Here is an 18225-nt window from a genome sequence, read left to right on the forward strand (position 1 = left end):
CCGGTCGTTGTCTGAGGATTCTACATAAAACGTCTCCATCCGGAGACGAATTGGCCGTCCGGCCAGCCCGTGGAATCAGGCAGGGCTTTCCCGGACAACGCATTGCGGCGTGTCTCCATAGTGAGATAATCCGTCCCGTTCTGGAGACAACCGGCCAACAATACACGGAGACGACGACACGATGATGAACGACTGGGCCCGCCTGCCCGTCAACTACGGCGACGTGCTGCGGCGCGCCGCCGAGTCGCTGTTCCGGACCTTCGAGGATTCGAGCGCGGGCACGGTGGTCGTCGATCGCGATGCGCGCGTCGTGTGGATGAACGAACGGTACGCGGCGCGCTTCGGGTTCGCCGATCCGCAGCAGGCCGTTGGCCTCGACTGCGAGGCCGTGATCCCGAACAGCCTGATGCGCGAGGTCGTGTCGACCGGGCAGCCGATCCTGCTCGACATCATGGAGACGGGCCGCGAGCCGCTCGTCGTCACGCGCCTGCCGCTGAAGAACGAGGCCGGCGAGACGGTCGGCGCGATCGGCTTCGCGCTGTTCGACCAGTTGAAGACGCTCACGCCGATCTTTTCCCGCTACGCACAGCTTCAGCAGCAGCTGATTGCAACGCAGCGTTCGCTCGCGCAGGCGCGCCGCGCGAAATACACGTTCGCGAGCTTCGTCGGCACGAGCGCCGCGAGTCTCGAAACCAAGCGCCAGGCGCGCCGCGCCGCGCAGGTGGATTCGCCGGTGTTGCTGCTCGGCGAGACGGGCACCGGCAAGGAACTGCTCGCGCATGCGATCCACGCGGCGTCGGCGCGTGCACTCCAGCCGCTCGTGACCGTCAACGTCGCCGCGATTCCCGACACGCTGCTCGAAACCGAATTCTTCGGCGCGGCGCCCGGTGCGTACACGGGCGCCGACCGCAAGGGGCGCGTCGGCAAGTTCGAGCTGGCCGATCGCGGCACGCTGTTTCTCGACGAGATCGGCGACATGCCGCTGCCGCTGCAGGGCAAGCTGCTGCGCGTGCTGCAGGACAAGGAATTCGAGCCGGTCGGCTCGAACCGGATCGTGCGCGCGGACGTCCGGATCATCGCGGCCACCAGCGCCGACCTGCCGGCGCTGGTCGGGGCCGGGCGTTTTCGCGCAGATCTCTATTACCGGCTGAACGTGCTGACGATCCACGCGCCGCCACTGCGCGAGCGCGCGTCCGACATCGCGGCGCTCGTCTACGCAACGCTCGAGGAACTGGCCGCACAGCACGGGCGTGCCGCCCATTGCGAGCTGACCGACGATGCGCTGCGGATGCTGTGTGCGTATCCGTGGCCGGGCAACGTGCGCGAGTTGCGCAATACGCTCGAACGCGCGCTGATGTTGTCGGACCGGTCGGTGATCGATGCGCGTGCGCTTGCGCCGTTCCTCGGGCCGGTGCGCGTATCGACGGACGGTGCAGCGCCGGCGCAGCCGGTTGTCGCGCAGCCGGTCGAGCGGCGTGCGGGCGAAGGGCCTGCTGCGCCGGCCGCTTCGTATGCCGATGCATTGGCGGCGTGGGAGCGCAAGTTCCTGACCGATGCGCTGGCGGCCTGTGACGGGAAGGTGGTGGAAGCGGCCGCGCGCATCGGGATCGGCCGCGCGACGCTGTACAAGAAGCTGGCGGCGCTGGGCATCGACCGGTAGGCCGATCGGCCAGGCCGACGCGCTCGGACGTGACGCATCGAACAGGAGATCACGATGAAACGGATCGGCATCGCGGGGTGGCTGGCCCTGTTGCTGGCGACCTCCGCGCTCGCGCAGCTCGGCGACGCCGACGCGCCCGAGGCGCGGCGCAACTGGTACAACGATCCGTTCATCGCGCTGTCGCGGGACGTGGCCGAATGCCCGTTGCCGCTCGGCCCATGGATGACCCGGGCCGAGATGACGGACGACGCGCATTACCGCGCCGAACGCGGCACCACCTGCTGGCTCGCGCACCGCTGCACGAAGCCGAACTCTTATATGTATGACGCGCCGATCGCCGATGTCGTGAAGGCGCACTTCGCCGGCTCCGACCGGCTGCATGGCACGAGCCTGTGGATCACCGTGCAGCGACGTTTCATTTACGTCGAAGGATGTGCCGATACGGCGTTCGATCGGCAGGCGTTGCAACGCGAACTCGAGGCGCTTCCGGACGTCGAGCAGGTGTTCGTTCGCATCACCGACGATCCGCGCAAGAGCTTGCCGTACAAGGCGCGCGGGCAACCGGGCCGCACGCCGAACTGACGGCGGAAGGGCCGCGCATGGCATACTCGCGACATTCAAAAAAAGGTTGACGGGAACAACAATGAAACACATGCTTGCGTCGGTCTGTCGGTGGCCCCGGGCGGCCGTGGTGTTGGCTCTGGTTGCGGGGCTCGGCGGGTGTGGCGGCAGCGCGCCGCTGTTCACTTCGGACGGGCGTCCGACCACACAGGTGCAATGCACCGGCAGCGACTGGAGCAATTGCACGGACAATGCCCGGGCGATCTGCAACGGGGATTTCGAAGTGCTTCAGCAATCGAGCGATGACGCCACGCGAAATCTTCTCTTCGCATGCAAGAAGAAGAGCGGTTATTGATCCCGAGATAACCGGCTGGGGAGACCCCGATCGGGCGAAGTGTTTTTCTGTTGGCTGAGAGTCATCTATTTTTCACGAATAACACTCACGGAGTCCCATCCATATGGCGACCTACAGGCAACTGACCGCGCAGCTCGAACGGCTTCAGCAAAAGATCGACAAGGAACGCGAAAAGGCGATTGCCGATGCGATTGCCGATATCCGCGCGAAAATCGAGGAATACGACATTACGCCGGAAGAGCTCGGGTTTCGCCCGGTAGGAGCGGCGGCTGCCACGGCGAAGCCGAAGCGTACGTCGCCGCCGAAATACCTGAACCCGAAGACGGGCGAAACGTGGAGTGGCCGCGGGCGATCGCCGACGTGGCTCGGCAAGAATCGCGAGCGTTTCCTGATCAAGGACTGACTCCCGAAAAACCTCACCTTTCGCGTGCTGACTGACGGTGCGAACGGCCATGCGGCCGTCGCACCGTTTTGTTTTTGTGCATTCCCGGTGCGATTTCCGACGGCGTATTGAACTGCGAAGCCGCGCAATTAACGGATCCTGATTTGCGAATTCGCCGCGATTCGACGGTATATCGCGGTGAATTCCGGTAAACAGCACTGCAATTGTGCTGCGCATGCGCATTGGCCTGCGCGATTCTCGCGGTGCATGCGTGCCGCGAATTCGGATCACCTTTCGCGTGTTTGCGCGTGGCGCCGTGCAATTCCCGAAGATCCTCACCATGGCTCCTGTAAATCCTCACCTTTGACGAAGCGGACGCAGCGTCGCACCGCATGCGCGCACCGCGTGCGCCGAGCGAATGTGTACGGCCGGCGCGCGGCGATGGCTTCCGTGCTCGTGTTACAGGCCCATGGTGAGAGCGTTGACGCGTGTCTAATAGTCGGCCGTTCGGCATATAGGCAGCCGCATGCGGTTCGCCTATGCTTGGGGTTCGCGTCGATCGGCGCACGGCACGGTGCGTGCCGCATGCCGATCGGGTCGTCTTTCGTTACCGCAGGGAGCCGATGTGACCGTTCGCCATCTCGATGCGTTGTTCCAGCCCAAGTCCGTTGCGGTCGTCGGCGCGTCGTCGCGCGCGGGCAGTATCGGCGCGATGGTGTGGTCGCGCGTGCTCGACGGTGCATTCCAGGGGCCCGTGTGGCCCGTCAATCCGAAGTATCGTGACCTGCACGGGCATGCGGTCGTTTCCGATGTCGACCGGTTGCCTGCGGCGCCGTCGGTTGCCGTGATCTGCACGCCGCCCGCGACCTGGGCCGGCATCGTTCGCAAGCTCGGCGAGCTCGGCACGCGCGTGGCGGTGATCGTCGGCGAGGCGCGCACGGACGCCGATCGCGCCGCGCTCGATCGCACGCTGAAGGCGGCGAAGCCGTTCGTGCTCCGTGTCGTCGGGCCCGGCAGCCTGGGCGTGCTGTCGCCTGCACGGCATGCGCATTTCGGCGCGCCGGCCTATACGGCGCGATCGGGCGGTGTCGCGTGGGTGTCGCAATCGAATGCGCTGACGAACGCGGTGCTCGGCTGGGCCGATGCACGGGGCCTCGGCTTTTCGCACGTCGTCGCGCTCGGCAGCGAGTCGGACGTCGATGCGGGCGACGTGCTCGACTATCTCGCGAGCGATCCCGGCACGCGCGCGATCCTGCTCGAACTCGATACCGTGCGTGCCGCGCGCAAGTTCATGTCGGCCGCGCGCGCGGCCGCACGCAACAAGCCGGTGCTCGCCTTGCGCACCGGCCGCGCCGATCCCGGCGACGCGCTCTATACGGCGGCGTTCCAGCGCGCGGGGATGGTGCGTGTCGATGCGCTCGACGATCTGCTCGACGAGATCGAGACGCTAGGCGTCGGCCGCGTCACGGCGCGCGGCGCGGCCACGCTCGTGACGAGCGATGCGGGCGTCGCGAAGCTCGCGGTCGATGCAGTGGCCGAGGTGCGCGACGTGCTGGCCGACTGGTCGCCCGCGGCCACGTCGGCCGTGTCGGCCGCGCTGCCGCATCTCGCGGCGCCCGGCAATCCGCTGACGCTGGGCGACGATGCGCGCCCCGAACACTTTGCCGCGGCGGTCAAGGCGCTCGCGCCGTTCCCGCAAACGGGCACGCTGTTCGTCGTCCATTCGACTTCCCACAGCGCGCCGGCCGATGCGGTTGCGCACACGCTGATCGAATCACGGCAGTACGCGCATCGCGGCATCCTCGCGTGTTTCTTCGGCGCGGTCGACTCGGCGACGCGCGATGCGCTGCACGCGAACGGTATTCCCGTGCACACCACGCCGCAGCGGCTTGCACGCGCGTATGCGCGTCTCGTCGACTACAACCTCGGGCGGCAGCTGCTGATGCAAACGCCCGAGGGTACGCCGCCGCAGCCGGCCGAGTGCGTTGCATCCGCGCAGGCCGACGTGCGCCGGAGGGTCGAAGCCGGCCAGCACGAGCTGACCGGCGAAGCCGCGTTGCACTGGCTGTCGCATTTCGGCCTGCACGGCGAACCGCCTGCCGAGCCGGCCGGGAAGAAAGTGGTCGATGTCACCGTCGACATGTACGACGATTCGAACTTCGGCCCGGTGTTTCGCTATGCCGTGCCGCCCGCGGACGGCGTCTCAGCGCCGTTCGTCGTCTATGGCCTGCCGCCGCTGAACAGCGTGCTCGCCCGCGCGGTGATGGAACGTTCACCGTATGCGCGCAGCACGCCCATCGAGCCGACGCTCGATGCATTGACGGCGCTGTCGCAGGTCGTCTGCGACGTGCGGGAAGTCGTTGCGATGTCGGTCACGCTGCGCGTGCTGCCCGACCGCGCGCAGGTGATCGCGCCGCGCATCACGCTGGCTGCGGGGCGCAGCCGGCTCGCGATCATGCCGTATCCGCGCCACCTCGAGCAGACGCTCGAGTGGCGCGGCGAGACGGTGACGATCCGCCCGATCCGTCCGGAAGACGAGGCCGCGCACAACGAGCTGCTCGGCGCGATGACACCGGACGATCTGCGGATGCGTTTCTTCGGCGCGGTGCGCAGCTTCGATCATTCGCAGGTCGCGCGCATGACGCAGATCGATTACGACCGTGAGATGGCTTTCATCGTGTCGTTCACCGATGTGTCCGGGCGCGACCACACGCTCGCGGTGGCGCGTGCGGTTGCGGATCCCGACAACGAGACGGCGGAGTTCGCGATCGCGGTACGACCCGATCAGAAGGGTAAGGGGCTTGGCCGGCTGATGATGAACCGGATCATCGACTATGCGCGTTCGCGCGGAACCGCATGGATGATCGGCGAGGCGCTGCGCGAAAACTCGGCGATGATCTCGCTAGCGAAGTCGTGCGGTTTTGCTGTGTCGACGACGGAGGAGCCCGGCGTCGTGGGCTTCAGGATGAAGCTGCAGCCGTAGCGTCTGCCGGCGGACCGATGCGCGGTGACGTCGCAGCAGTCGATGCCTCCGGCCTGCGGGCACGTTGCGGATGTTTCCAGTCAGGAATGCAGAGCATTCGAACCTGTCTCGCGAGCGAAGCAACCGTGAACGTGGCGGCGCCTGTTCGCAACGGCAATATCGCCGCACAAACGGCACCGGTGAGGCAGCGCGAGACGCGTGCCGCTCGTCGCGATGCCCGTCCCTCGCCGCTGTTTCAGGCAAGGTGTCCGCACGCATTTACCGCCGTATTCCACCCTCGAAAATTCGAACTTGCTCAAAAGGTGAGATTTTTCGGGAGTCGCTGGTGAGCTTCTCCGGGATGGAAGGGGTGAGCCGATACGGGAGCGCTCGGTGAGCCTTCCCGGGAGTGGCCGGTGAGCACCTTCGGGAGGCGCCGGTGAGCCTTTCCGGGGCACATCGGTGAGGGTCTGCGGGAAGTGTCGGTGAGGACATCCGGGAGGCTTCGGTGAGGGTCTCCGGGAGCCTTGGTGAGCTTTTTCGGGAGGTGTAGGTGAGCGCTTGCGGGACGCCAAGGTGAGACTTTTCGGGAGCGCCCGGACGCACGGTTCCCGCAAGCGCAACGCCGGCCAAGGCCGGCGTTGCGCAGGGGGCGGGCACGCACGAACCGTGCCCGCGGCTACCTTCAGGCAGCGAGTTTCAACGCCGCGTCGTTCACCTGGTCGCGCGAAATCGCGAGTTCCTCGAGGTGCGGATCGGCATAGACGGCGCCGGTTTCACGCTCGAGGCGGGCGATCGTCAGCGCACAGCGTGCAGCGTCCTTCGGCATCGCGATGAAGCGCTTGACCGATTCGCCGGACGTGAACGCTTCGAACAGCGCGCCGCGCACGTCGTCCGGAAGCGTCTTGGTCCACTGGTACGGCTTGCCGTTGAACGTGATCGACGGCGGCAGCGTGCGTTCCTTCTTGGTCGCCGTGATGAGCCCATAGGTGCGGGCCGCGTCGCCGATCTGCTCGGGCGAGAAGAGCTCGTCGGGCGTGATGTCGAACTGCTCGATGTAGTTCTCGATCGCCTGCATTGCGGCGGTACGATCGTCGCGCTTCTTCTGCGCGCGCGCGACGATATCGCGCAGCTCGTCCGCCTCTTCGGGCGTGATCGTGAAGCTTGCCTGCTTCTGCTGAAGTTCGGAGAAACGCTGGAATTCTTGATCGTTCAGAAGTTTGGCCATGACATCCATCGGGCACGACAGCCGCGACAACCGGCCGCCGTAGTTTTTGAGAGGGCCGCTATTTTAGCGTAGCGCCGTGAGCGCACGATATGGCACCGTGCGCCGCGCCGCGCGCAGATGTTGCGCGCGACCGGGATCGACGCAATGGCGCCGTACCCGGTGCGCTCCGCCGAGCCTGCGCGTCAGCAGGTTTCGTCGCGGCACATCGACAGCTGGGCGGCCGTGTCGCGCAACCCTTCGACGACCGCGTCGACGGACGGCGCCATGTGCGCATCGATCCGGCGCATGTACGGGCACGTCAGCACCGCGATCGCATGGCCGGACGGCCCGAGGATCGGCGCGGTCAGGTCGGTCACGCCGTACGCCTGGCGGCTGTCCTGGCGCAGGTAACCGTCCTGCCGGATGGACTGGCACGCATACGCGAGTTCCTGCTCGTTCAGTGGCGCTTCGCCCTTGACCTTGCGGTGCTCGACGAGCATGTGCGAGCGCTGCTCGGCGCCCTGGAACGCCAGCATCGCGCGCCCCGATGCGGTATCGGCGAGCCCGACGCGCGAGCCGAGCCGGACCGACACGCCCCACGCGCCGGGCCCGTCGACCTGCGCGATCACGAGCAGGTTGCCGCGATCGTAGACGGACAGGTGGCACGATTGCTCGGAGGAATCGGCGAAACGCTGCATCGGCGGCAAGGCCTCGGCGATCAGCCGGCTCATCGGTGGATGCCGGTGCGCGAGCGAGAACAACTTGAGGCTGAGCGTGTAACGGTCGCCGCCGGTCGAGCGCATCACGTAGCGGCGCGCGACGAGGCGTTCGAGCATCCGGTAGATCTCGCTCGCGTTGCGGCCGAGTTCCTTCGTGATTTCGGTGCGGGTGAGGCCTTCTTTCTGCTCCGACAGGAGTTCGAGAATGTCGAGACCCTTGTCGAGCGCGGGTGCGCGATAGCGGTCGATTGCGCCCATCGATTCCCGTGCGTCGCAGCCGGGAAGCAGGTCGTTGGTTGTTTGCATTGTCGGTGTGAAGTTGGGGGGAATTACTTTCGATCGATTGGCGACGCACGCTGACCAATTCTGCAACTTGCTTGTGTCGAGCCCGCGTGTGGCGACGAACGCCAACCGTTTGAGCTTAACAACAAACATTTAGTGTGCAATGCAGCGTCTTTTTACCGATCGTTACCGGATAAGAACGGATCGATTCCCTATCGGGATGACAGGGAAGCCCCGAATACCCGGTATTCATGACAGGTGGCACCGGTTCAAGGTGTTCGAAAGGAAATGGCGGGCGGTGTCGCCCCCGATGCTGCGCCGCAGCGTCCGCAGGCGCACCAATAGTCGGTATCCGTCGCGCGTCATTTCACGGCGCGCGGCCGATGGTACAAAGGCTGACGGGCCAGCGACGGTGCGGCCGCGCGTGAAGCCGGCCGGTACGGGCCGGACCATGTCGCGGGTGCCGGGCCGTCGTCGCCGATGCGCAGACCGGCGGCCGCCCGTTCGATGTGCGCCGTACTTCCGTGCGGTGCCACGATCGCTGCGCCCGCGCGACCCTCGCGCGTCGAACGGCATGCCGGATTCGGCGCCGACGCGCGCAATCGACGATCGACAATCAGTCCGGCGCGCGGCCGCGGAGGGCCGCGTCGGCCGGTATCCTGTCCCATTCGACAACAGAGGTTGAGCACGATGAAACTGCTTCGCTATGGCCCGTCCGGCCAGGAAAAGCCCGGTATCCTCGACGCGGACGGCCGGATTCGCGACCTGTCCGCACATGTGCCGGATCTGTCCGGCGACGTGCTGTCCGACGCGGGTCTCGCGCGGCTGCGCGCGATCGATCCGGCCACGCTGCCGCTCGTATCAGGCGAGCCGCGCATCGGCGCGTGCGTCGGGCATGTCGGCAAGTTCATCGGCATCGGCCTGAACTATGCCGATCACGCGGCCGAAGCCGGCATGCCGGTACCGAAGGAGCCGGTTGTGTTCGGCAAGTGGACGAGTTCGATCTGCGGCCCGAACGACGGCATCGATATCCCGAAGGGCTCGGTCAAGACCGACTGGGAAGTCGAGCTGGGCGTCGTGATCGGCGCGACCTGCAAGGACGTCGACGAAGCGCGCGCGCTCGATTATGTCGCGGGCTATTGCGTCGTCAACGACGTGTCCGAGCGCGAATGGCAGATCGAGCGCGGCGGCCAGTGGGACAAGGGCAAGGGCTTCGACACGTTCGGCCCGATCGGTCCGTGGCTCGTCACGCGCGACGAGGTGCCCGATCCGCAGCGTCTCGACCTGTGGCTCGAAATCGACGGTCACCGCTATCAGAACGGCAACACGCGCACGATGGTGTTCACCGTCGCGCAGCTGATCGCCTATCTGTCGAGCTGCATGACGCTGCAGCCGGGTGACGTGATCACGACCGGCACGCCGCCGGGCGTCGGCATGGGCATCAAGCCGTCGCCGGTGTTCCTGAAGGCCGGCCAGACCGTACGCCTCGGTGTCGAAGGGCTCGGCGAGCAACTGCAGCGCACGCGCGACGCGCGATAACCGCGCACCCGGCGATCCCGTCGAACGGCCGCCGGATACTGGTTAGTGGTTCAAAGACAAGGGCCCGATTCCGCATTGCGCGGAATCGGGCCCTTGGCATTGGTACACCGGCTCGATTACACGACGTTGTCGAGTTCGCAATGCGCTTCCAGCCGATACCCGTCGGGATCGACGACGAACGCCGCGTAGTAGCCGGGGCCGTAGTGTTCGCGCTTGCCGGGCCCGCCGTTGTCCTGGCCGCCGTGCTCGAGCGCGGCACGGTAGAACGCGTCGACTTCGACCGGCGAAGCGGCCTTGAACGACAGGTGCATCCCCGAGTCGGGATCGGCGACGACGGGGCGAGCCGCATGCTGCAACCACAGCTCCGGCTCGGTCGAGCCGTACCCGATGGATCCGTCGTCGCTATACAGCCGTTTGTAGCCGAGTGCGCCGAGCGTGCTGTCGTAGAACGCCCGGCTGCGGCCGATGTGTGCAACGCCGAACGAAAGGTGATCGATCATGTGTGGCTCCTTGGACTGAAGAGGGACGTCAGTGCGGCAAACCTGCTTATAACCACCATGCCAGCCGCTTGTAGCGGAGTGCGCCGAGTGTGCTGTCGTAGAACGCGCGGCCGCTGTTGTTGTGGATAACGCGGGACAAAAGGCGATCGATCATCTGTGGCTCCTTGAACTGAGGCGGGTGTCAGTGCAGCAAACCTTTTTATAACTACCATGCTGGTTATGTTAGAAAGCGCCCGGATGCTTGTCAACCGGCATGATGGTTAGATACGATCCGGGCATGAGCGATACGCAACCTTCCGTCACGATGGACTGCCTGATTCCGGCGCCGCCCGAAACCCTGAGCATCGATTTTGCGAACACGCTGTACTGGCGCGGCAGCGACCCGCCGACGGAAACCTTCGGCACGATGGGCGACCTGCTCGCGTGGTGCCGCGAGCAGGCGGGCGTGCCGGCTGTCCTGGCCGAAGCGTGCCGCGCGCACGGGAAAGAAGAGGGGGAACCGGCGATGCTGGCGCGCGCGCTCGCATTGCGCGAGGCGCTGTACCGGCTCTTTCGTGCGCAGGCCGAGCAGCGCGAGCCGCTGGCCGACGATCTCGTGCTGCTCGGTGGTTTTCTGGCGGAAGCGGCGCCGCGCGTCGCACTGGCGCGCATCGATGGCGGCTACGCGTGGCGGATCGGGGAGGGGCGTGCGACGCTGGCCGGACTGCTGAGCCCGGTACTGTGGTCGGCGATCGACCTGCTCGGCGGTGCGCGGCTCGCGAAGGTCAAGCGTTGCGCGAACGACGCCTGCCAGTGGCTGTTCATCGACGACAGCAAGAATGGCAGCCGCCGCTGGTGTTCGATGTCGTCGTGCGGCAATCGCGCGAAGGCGTACCGCCACTATCACAAGGCCGACTGACGTACCTCTTCAGGCAAGCGCGCGCCCGCGCGTCGAATCCGTGCCTGTTATTTCACCGACAACTTCCGCCACAGCGTCGTCTTGCTGATGCCCAGCATCGCGCACGCGCGATCGCGGTCGCCGCCGCACGCGTCGAGTACCGCGCGGATCTCGTCGGCTTCCGCGCGACGGCGGCGCGCGTGCAGTGTCTGCGCATCGTCGGCGTCGGCCGCGTCGGGTGGCACCGCGAACAGCTCGGGCGCGATCGCCTGCAGCGCATCGGGATCGAGCGCGGCGCACGCGGCGGCGGAATCGTTTTCATCGGCGTCCTCGGCCAGCTCCACCGCGATTCGCTCGATCACGTTCTGCAGTTCGCGCACGTTGCCGGGCCACCGGTAGCGCGCGAGCGCGGCCTGTGTCGCGCCAAGCACGCGCGCGGCGTCGTCGGCGTCGCGCAGGCGTTCGGCGAGGCGCGGTTCGCGTCGTGCGGCCTGCACGAGCAGCGTGGCCGCGAGCGCCGGAATGTCGGCAGCGCGCTCGCGCAGCGGCGGCAGGCCGACGTTCAGGATGTTGAGCCGGTAATAGAGATCCGCGCGGAACGTGCCGGCCTCGACGGCCGCGAGCAGCGGACGGTGCGTCGCGGCGATCACGCGCACATCGATGCGGATCGGCTCGGTCGAGCCGAGGCGGATCACCTCGCGCTCCTGCAGCACGCGCAGCAGCCGGCTCTGCAGTGACGGCGGCATCTCGCCGATCTCGTCGAGAAACAGCGTGCCGCGGTGCGCGGCTTCGAACAGGCCCGTCTTGCCGCCGCGCCGCGCGCCGGTGAACGCGCCTTCCTCATAGCCGAACAGCTCGCTTTCGAGCAGCGCTTCCGGAAACGCGCCGCAATTGACTGCGACGAACGGGTAGCTGCGCCGCGCGGACAGCGCGTGCAGGCTTTGCGCGATCATTTCCTTGCCGGTACCGCTTTCGCCGAGCACGAGCACGGTTGCGTCGGATTTCGCGTAGCGGCGCACGAGATCGCGCACGCGTGCCATCGGCGCGGAGGCGCCGACCACGTCGTCGAGTGCATAGCGCGCCGCGAACTGCTGCGTGGTGGGTTGCGAACGCAATGCGCGGTCGAGCCGTTCGACCGCGCGCGATTCCTGGAACGTCAGCACGCTGCCCGACGTGACGCCGCGATCGACGAGCGGCCCGCGATGCACGACGTAGCGCACGCCGCGCACGGTCGCGAGTGCGTCGCCGTCCTCGCCGCGCAGCGTGCGCAGCTCGGGCCGCAGGTCGACGAGCGCGCGGCCGACGGCCGCCGCGGGTTCGACCCCGAGCGCCGACGCGAGCCGCTCGTTGATCGCCTCGACACGGCCGCGCGCGTCGAGCGCGACCACGCCGTCGCGCAGGTGCTGGAGCAGGTTGTCGAGCCGCTGGCGGCGGAACGCCTCGGCATGCGTCGCATATGCAACTTCGAGCGCCGTATCGACGGCCTTGCGTACCGATGCATGCGAATACAGGAACACCGCGCCCATGCCGGCGCTGGCCGCGAGATCGGTGACGAGGCCGGGGCCGACGATCGTCTCGATGCCGCGGTCGCGCAGCTCGTGCACGCAGGCTTCCGCTTCCTGCGCAGACTGATATGACGCAAACTGCACGTCGAGGCCGTACGCGGCGACGAAGCGGCGCACTTCGGGCGGCGTTTCCCCGGCGCTGACGAGCGCGATCCGCGACGCGTCGCGCCGGGCGCGCGCGAGCGCCTGCATCACGTCGAAACCGGTCGGCGATACCACCACCACCGGCACCTGCGCACGCGTTTTCAGGAAGGCGCCGTTCGATCCGGCCGCGACGATCACGTCGGGCCGCGCGGTGCCGGCCTCGGCGATCGCGCTGAGCGCATCCTCATAGGCGCGCGTCACGATGCGCACGTCGGCGCGTTCGTCGAATTCACCGGCGATCTCGCGAAAGAGATCGCGCAGGCGGCTGATGCCCATCGCCCAGATGCGCGGGCGCGCCGCGCGATCGGCCGGGCCGACGGGCTTGGTCGAGGAGAGGTCCATGACGGTCGATTATGCGCGTGCGATTTCATTTTTGAAACATGAAATTGCCGAATTGAAATCTCCGGGCGCTCCCTCACCCGTGCCGGTTGCTTAAGAATCAGTGGGTTAGCGACGTTGTGCGAGCTGGCCCGGTCCTTGCTGTTAATGGTCGTTCCTTCAGGAGGCCGTTCATGAGCAATACGCATCTTCAGAGCGCCGGCGCGAAATTCCGCGCGGCAGTCGCGGCGGAGCAACCGCTGCAGGTGGTCGGCGCGATCACCGCCTATGCAGCCAAGATGGCGCAGGCCGTCGGCTTCAAGGCCGTGTACCTGTCGGGTGGCGGCGTCGCCGCGAACTCGCTCGGGATCCCCGACCTCGGCATCAGCACGATGGAAGACGTGCTGATCGACGCGAACCGGATCACCAACGCGACCGACCTGCCGCTGCTGGTCGACATCGATACCGGCTGGGGCGGCGCGTTCAACATCGCGCGCACCGTGCGCTCGTTCATCAAGGCCGGCGTCGCGGCCGTGCACCTGGAAGACCAGGTCGGCCAGAAGCGCTGCGGCCACCGTCCGGGCAAGGAAGTCGTGCCGGTCGAGGAAATGGTCGATCGCGTCAAGGCGGCGGTCGATGCGCGTACCGACGACCAGTTCGTGATCATGGCGCGTACCGACGCCGCCGCCGCCGAAGGGATCGACTCGGCGATCGAGCGCGCGGTGGCTTACGTCGAAGCCGGCGCGGACATGATTTTCCCGGAAGCGATGAAGTCGCTCGACGACTACCGCCGCTTCAAGGCAGCCGTGAAGGTGCCGATCCTCGCGAACCTGACCGAATTCGGCTCGACGCCGCTGTTCACGCTCGACGAGCTGCGCGAGGCGAACGTCGACATCGCGCTGTACTGCTGCGGCGCGTATCGCGCGATGAACAAGGCCGCGCTGAACTTCTACGAGACGCTGCGCCGCGACGGCACGCAGAAGGCGGCCGTGCCGACGATGCAGACGCGCGCCGAGCTGTACGACTTCCTCGGTTATCACGAATACGAGCGCAAGCTCGACGAGCTGTTCGCGCAGGGCAAGAAGTAACGCGCTCGCGCGCCGGGACACGATTCCGGAGAGCTTTGCATGGGGCCGCACTAAGCGCTGAAGCGCTAAGTCCGGCCGGCCGCGAAGCTTGGGGCCGCACTAAGCGCTGAAGCGCCAAGTCCGGCCGACCGCGAAGCATGGGGCCGCACCAGGCGCTAAAGCGCCAAGTCCGGCCGACAGCTGATACCCCCGATACACATTGGAGAACGGAAACATGAGCGAGACGAAAGACGCAGCAGCACCGGCCGCCGCAGGCGCATTCAAGCCGAAGAAGTCGGTGGCGCTGTCGGGCGTGACGGCCGGCAACACGGCGCTGTGCACGGTCGGCAAGACCGGCAACGACCTGCACTACCGCGGCTACGACATTCTCGACGTCGCCGAATCGTGCGAATTCGAGGAAATCGCGCACCTGCTCGTTCACGGCACGCTGCCGAACCTGACCGAACTGGCCGCTTACAAGACGAAGCTGCGCGCGCTGCGCGGCCTGCCGAACGCGCTGAAGGCGGCGCTCGAGCAGATCCCGGCGTCCGCGCACCCGATGGACGTGATGCGCACGGGCGTATCGGTGCTCGGCACCGTGCTGCCGGAGAAGGACGACCACAACCTGCCGGGCGCGCGCGACATCGCCGACCGCCTGATGGCATCGCTCGGCTCGATGCTGCTGTACTGGTATCACTTCTCGCACAACGGCAAGCGCATCGAGACGGAAACCGACGACGACTCGATCGGCGGCCACTTCCTGCACCTGCTGCACGGCAAGACGCCGTCGAAGTCGTGGGTCGAGGCGATGCACACGTCGCTGATCCTGTACGCGGAGCACGAATTCAACGCGTCGACGTTCACCGGCCGCGTGATCGCGGGCACGGGCTCGGACATCTACTCGGCGATCACCGGCGCGATCGGCGCCCTGCGCGGGCCGAAGCACGGCGGCGCGAACGAAGTCGCGTATGAAATCCAGAGCCGCTACAGCTCGCCGGACGACGCCGAAGCCGACATCCGCCGCCGCGTCGAGAACAAGGAAGTCGTGATCGGCTTCGGCCACCCGGTCTACACGATCTCCGATCCGCGCAACAAGGTGATCAAGGGCGTCGCGCACAAGCTGTCGAAGGAAGCGGGCGACCTGAAGCTGTACAACATCGCCGAGCGCCTCGAATCGGTGATGTGGGAAGCGAAGAAGATGTTCCCGAACCTCGACTGGTTCAGCGCGGTGTCGTATCACATGATGGGCGTGCCGACCGCGATGTTCACGCCGCTGTTCGTGATCTCGCGCACGTCCGGCTGGAGCGCGCACATCATCGAGCAGCGCGTCGACAACAAGATCATCCGCCCGAGCGCGAACTACACCGGTCCGGAAGACCTGCAGTTCGTGCCGATCGAAAAGCGCTGATTGCCCACCGCGCACACCGGCCTCCCGCGTGACGGGGGCCGGCGTGCGCCGGACGCCATACCCGAGTTCCCCACACCATGAATACCGCCAACCGCAAACCCCTGCCCGGCACGTCGCTGGACTATTTCGACGCGCGCGCCGCGGTCGAAGCGATCGCGCCCGGCGCCTACGACACGCTGCCGTACACGTCGCGCGTGCTCGCCGAAAACCTCGTGCGCCGCTGCGATCCGGCGACCCTTGCCGATTCGCTGAAGCAGATCATCGAGCGCAAGCGCGAACGTGATTTCCCGTGGTTCCCGGCGCGCGTCGTGTGCCACGACATCCTCGGGCAGACCGCGCTCGTCGATCTCGCCGGCCTGCGCGACGCGATCGCCGACGGCGGTGGCGACCCGGCCAAGGTGAACCCGGTCGTGCCGGTGCAGCTGATCGTCGACCACTCGCTCGCCGTCGAATGCGGCGGCTTCGATCCGGACGCGTTCGCGAAGAACCGCGCGATCGAGGATCGCCGCAACGAGGATCGCTTCCACTTCATCGAGTGGACGAAGAAGGCGTTCGAGAACGTCGACGTGATCCCGCCGGGCAACGGCATCATGCACCAGATCAACCTCGAGAAAATGTCGCCGGTGATCCAGGCGCACGACGGCGTCGCGTATCCCGACACCTGCGTCGGCACCGACAGCCACACGCCGCACGTCGACGCGCTCGGCGTGATTGCGATCGGCGTCGGCGGTCTCGAAGCGGAGAACGTGATGCTTGGCCGCGCGTCGTGGATGCGCCTGCCCGATATCGTCGGCGTCGAGCTGACCGGCAAGCGCCAGCCCGGCATCACCGCGACCGACGTCGTGCTCGCACTGACCGAATTCCTGCGCAAGGAAAAGGTGGTGGGCGCGTATCTCGAATTCCGCGGCGAAGGCGCGGCGAGCCTCACGCTCGGCGATCGCGCGACGATCTCGAACATGGCGCCCGAATACGGTGCGACGGCTGCGATGTTCTTCATCGACGGCCAGACGACCGATTACCTGCGCCTCACCGGCCGCAGCGATGAGCAGGTGAAGCTCGTCGAGACCTACGCGAAGGCGGCGGGCCTGTGGGCCGACACGCTCGCCAACGCGCAATACGAGCGCACGCTGACGTTCGACCTGTCGAGCGTCGTGCGCAACATGGCCGGCCCGTCGAACCCGCACAAGCGGCTGCCGACGTCCGATCTCGCCGCGCGCGGGATCGCCGGCCAGTGGGAAGAGAAGGCGGGCGAGATGCCCGACGGCGCGGTGATCATCGCCGCGATCACGAGCTGCACGAACACCAGCAACCCGCGCAACGTGATTGCCGCGGCCCTGCTCGCACGCAATGCGAATGCGCGCGGCCTCACGCGCAAGCCGTGGGTGAAGAGCTCGCTCGCGCCCGGCTCGAAGGCGGTCGAGCTGTACCTGGAAGAAGCGAACCTGCTGCCCGAACTCGAGAAGCTCGGCTTCGGCATCGTCGCGTTCGCGTGCACGACCTGCAACGGGATGTCGGGCGCGCTCGACCCGAAGATCCAGCAGGAGATCGTCGATCGCGACCTGTACGCGACGGCCGTGCTGTCCGGCAACCGCAACTTCGACGGCCGTATCCACCCGTATGCGAAGCAGGCGTTCCTCGCGTCGCCGCCGCTCGTCGTTGCGTATGCGATCGCCGGCACGATCCGCTTCGACATCGAGAAGGACGTGCTCGGTCACGACCAGGACGGCAAGCCCGTCACGCTGAAGGACATCTGGCCGACCGACGAGGAGATCGATGCGATCGTCGCGTCGAGCGTGAAGCCCGAGCAGTTCCGCCAGGTCTACGAGCCGATGTTCGCGCGTAGCGCCGATGCGGGCGAGCGCGCGGCGCCGCTGTACGAGTGGCGCGCGCAGAGCACGTACATCCGCCGTCCGCCGTACTGGGAAGGCGCGCTGGCCGGCGAGCGCACGCTGCAGGGCATGCGCCCGCTCGCGGTGCTCGGCGACAACATCACGACCGACCACCTGTCGCCGTCGAACGCGATCCTGCTGGACAGCGCGGCCGGCGAGTACCTCGCGAAGATGGGCCTGCCGGAAGAGGACTTCAACTCGTACGCGACGCACCGGGGAGACCACCTGACCGCGCAGCGCGCGACCTTCGCGAACCCGACGCTGATCAACGAGATGGCGGTCGTCGACGGCGCGGTGAAGAAGGGCTCGCTCGCGCGCGTCGAGCCGGAAGGCAAGGTCATGCGGATGTGGGAAGCGATCGAGACGTACATGAATCGCAAGCAGCCGCTGATCGTCGTGGCCGGCGCCGACTACGGCCAGGGCTCGTCGCGCGACTGGGCCGCGAAGGGCGTGCGGCTCGCGGGCGTCGAGGCGATCGCCGCCGAAGGCTTCGAGCGGATCCACCGCACGAACCTGATCGGGATGGGCGTGCTGCCGCTCGAGTTCAAGCCGGGCACGAACCGGACGACGCTCGGCATCGACGGCACCGAGACCTTCGACGTGATCGGCGAGCGCACGCCGCGCGCCGACCTGACGCTCGTGATTCACCGCAAGAACGGCGAGCGCGTGGAGGTGCCGATGACGTGCCGGCTCGATACGGCCGAGGAAGTGTCGATCTACGAAGCGGGCGGCGTGCTGCAGCGTTTCGCGCAGGACTTCCTCGAATCGTCGCAGGCGGCTTGATCGAGTC

The 18225-nt window shown here is 66.9% G+C and carries 14 protein-coding genes; 10 read left to right on the forward strand and 4 right to left on the reverse strand.

From position 1 onward, the window contains the following. Positions 1 to 181 precede the first annotated feature (181 nt). From BCO18175_RS23215 to BCO18175_RS23235, 5 genes are all read left to right on the forward strand, one after another. Positions 182 to 1660: a sigma-54 interaction domain-containing protein gene (locus BCO18175_RS23215; RefSeq protein WP_174984378.1), complete on the forward strand. Its 1479-nt coding sequence runs from the start codon at positions 182 to 184 to the stop codon at positions 1658 to 1660. A 54-nt stretch (positions 1661 to 1714) separates the two neighbouring features. Next, positions 1715 to 2242, forward strand: coding sequence for a BON domain-containing protein (locus BCO18175_RS23220; RefSeq protein WP_174971459.1), 528 nt, complete (start codon positions 1715 to 1717; stop codon positions 2240 to 2242). Positions 2243 to 2303: 61 nt separating this feature from the next. Then, on the forward strand, positions 2304 to 2576 hold the full coding sequence (locus BCO18175_RS23225; RefSeq protein WP_174940679.1) for a hypothetical protein: 273 nt from the start codon (positions 2304 to 2306) through the stop codon (positions 2574 to 2576). Between the two features lie 103 nt (positions 2577 to 2679). Next, the gene (locus tag BCO18175_RS23230; protein ID WP_174918369.1) at positions 2680 to 2979 is read left to right on the forward strand and encodes an H-NS histone family protein; all 300 of its coding nucleotides are present in this window, start codon (positions 2680 to 2682) and stop codon (positions 2977 to 2979) included. Between the two features lie 604 nt (positions 2980 to 3583). Further along, positions 3584 to 5941: a GNAT family N-acetyltransferase gene (locus tag BCO18175_RS23235; protein WP_174984381.1), complete on the forward strand. Its 2358-nt coding sequence runs from the start codon at positions 3584 to 3586 to the stop codon at positions 5939 to 5941. Positions 5942 to 6605: 664 nt separating this feature from the next. Here the strand turns inward: BCO18175_RS23235 and BCO18175_RS23240 are convergent. Both BCO18175_RS23240 and BCO18175_RS23245 read right to left on the reverse strand, forming a co-directional pair. After that, positions 6606 to 7157 carry a hypothetical protein gene (locus BCO18175_RS23240; protein ID WP_174918367.1) on the reverse strand — a complete coding sequence of 184 codons (552 nt, stop codon included), beginning with the start codon at positions 7155 to 7157 and terminating at the stop codon, positions 6606 to 6608. 173 nt (positions 7158 to 7330) lie between these two features. Next, entirely contained in the window at positions 7331 to 8152 is an 822-nt protein-coding gene (locus BCO18175_RS23245; protein ID WP_174984384.1) for an IclR family transcriptional regulator, read from the reverse strand. Positions 8153 to 8818: 666 nt separating this feature from the next. Between BCO18175_RS23245 and BCO18175_RS23250 the strand changes: the two genes are divergently transcribed. Beyond that, a complete protein-coding gene (locus BCO18175_RS23250) occupies positions 8819 to 9667 on the forward strand; it encodes an ureidoglycolate lyase (RefSeq protein WP_174918365.1) in 849 nt (282 codons plus the stop codon). A 116-nt stretch (positions 9668 to 9783) separates the two neighbouring features. On the opposite strand, the gene BCO18175_RS23255 is transcribed toward BCO18175_RS23250, so the two are convergent. After that, complete coding sequence (locus BCO18175_RS23255) at positions 9784 to 10167, reverse strand: VOC family protein (protein ID WP_174984387.1); 384 nt, start codon at positions 10165 to 10167, stop codon at positions 9784 to 9786. A gap of 277 nt (positions 10168 to 10444) precedes the next feature. On the opposite strand from BCO18175_RS23255, the gene BCO18175_RS23260 reads away from it, so the two are divergent. Then, positions 10445 to 11065 (forward strand): CGNR zinc finger domain-containing protein, encoded by a 621-nt coding sequence (locus BCO18175_RS23260; RefSeq protein WP_254608157.1) that lies wholly within the window; start codon positions 10445 to 10447, stop codon positions 11063 to 11065. A 47-nt stretch (positions 11066 to 11112) separates the two neighbouring features. Here the strand turns inward: BCO18175_RS23260 and prpR are convergent, their stop codons facing one another. Continuing rightward, the gene (gene prpR, locus BCO18175_RS23265) at positions 11113 to 13095 is read right to left on the reverse strand and encodes a propionate catabolism operon regulatory protein PrpR (RefSeq protein WP_174984392.1); all 1983 of its coding nucleotides are present in this window, start codon (positions 13093 to 13095) and stop codon (positions 11113 to 11115) included. Between the two features lie 170 nt (positions 13096 to 13265). On the opposite strand from prpR, the gene prpB reads away from it, so the two are divergent. From prpB to acnD, 3 genes are all read left to right on the forward strand, one after another. Continuing rightward, entirely contained in the window at positions 13266 to 14159 is an 894-nt protein-coding gene (prpB, locus tag BCO18175_RS23270) for a methylisocitrate lyase (protein WP_011353756.1), read from the forward strand. A gap of 214 nt (positions 14160 to 14373) precedes the next feature. Next, the gene (gene prpC / locus BCO18175_RS23275) at positions 14374 to 15546 is read left to right on the forward strand and encodes a bifunctional 2-methylcitrate synthase/citrate synthase (protein WP_174984394.1); all 1173 of its coding nucleotides are present in this window, start codon (positions 14374 to 14376) and stop codon (positions 15544 to 15546) included. Between the two features lie 77 nt (positions 15547 to 15623). Further along, a complete protein-coding gene (gene acnD / locus BCO18175_RS23280; RefSeq protein ID WP_174984397.1) occupies positions 15624 to 18218 on the forward strand; it encodes a Fe/S-dependent 2-methylisocitrate dehydratase AcnD in 2595 nt (864 codons plus the stop codon). Positions 18219 to 18225: the final 7 nt, after the last annotated feature.

The sequence above is a fragment of the Burkholderia lata genome, assembly GCF_902499335.1.
GTDB classification, from domain to species: Bacteria; Pseudomonadota; Gammaproteobacteria; order Burkholderiales; family Burkholderiaceae; genus Burkholderia; species Burkholderia lata_B.

Coding starts and splice junctions, on each gene's coding strand:
- BCO18175_RS23255 (WP_174984387.1), bottom strand. CDS start 10,167: ATGATCGATCACCTTTCGTTCGGCGTTGCACACATCGGCCGCAGCCGG.
- BCO18175_RS23245 (WP_174984384.1), bottom strand. CDS start 8,152: ATGCAAACAACCAACGACCTGCTTCCCGGCTGCGACGCACGGGAATCG.
- BCO18175_RS23250 (WP_174918365.1), top strand. CDS start 8,819: ATGAAACTGCTTCGCTATGGCCCGTCCGGCCAGGAAAAGCCCGGTATC.
- BCO18175_RS23240 (WP_174918367.1), bottom strand. CDS start 7,157: ATGGATGTCATGGCCAAACTTCTGAACGATCAAGAATTCCAGCGTTTC.
- BCO18175_RS23230 (WP_174918369.1), top strand. CDS start 2,680: ATGGCGACCTACAGGCAACTGACCGCGCAGCTCGAACGGCTTCAGCAA.
- BCO18175_RS23260 (WP_254608157.1), top strand. CDS start 10,445: ATGAGCGATACGCAACCTTCCGTCACGATGGACTGCCTGATTCCGGCG.
- prpB (WP_011353756.1), top strand. CDS start 13,266: ATGAGCAATACGCATCTTCAGAGCGCCGGCGCGAAATTCCGCGCGGCA.
- BCO18175_RS23215 (WP_174984378.1), top strand. CDS start 182: ATGATGAACGACTGGGCCCGCCTGCCCGTCAACTACGGCGACGTGCTG.
- acnD (WP_174984397.1), top strand. CDS start 15,624: ATGAATACCGCCAACCGCAAACCCCTGCCCGGCACGTCGCTGGACTAT.
- BCO18175_RS23220 (WP_174971459.1), top strand. CDS start 1,715: ATGAAACGGATCGGCATCGCGGGGTGGCTGGCCCTGTTGCTGGCGACC.
- BCO18175_RS23225 (WP_174940679.1), top strand. CDS start 2,304: ATGAAACACATGCTTGCGTCGGTCTGTCGGTGGCCCCGGGCGGCCGTG.
- prpC (WP_174984394.1), top strand. CDS start 14,374: ATGAGCGAGACGAAAGACGCAGCAGCACCGGCCGCCGCAGGCGCATTC.
- prpR (WP_174984392.1), bottom strand. CDS start 13,095: ATGGACCTCTCCTCGACCAAGCCCGTCGGCCCGGCCGATCGCGCGGCG.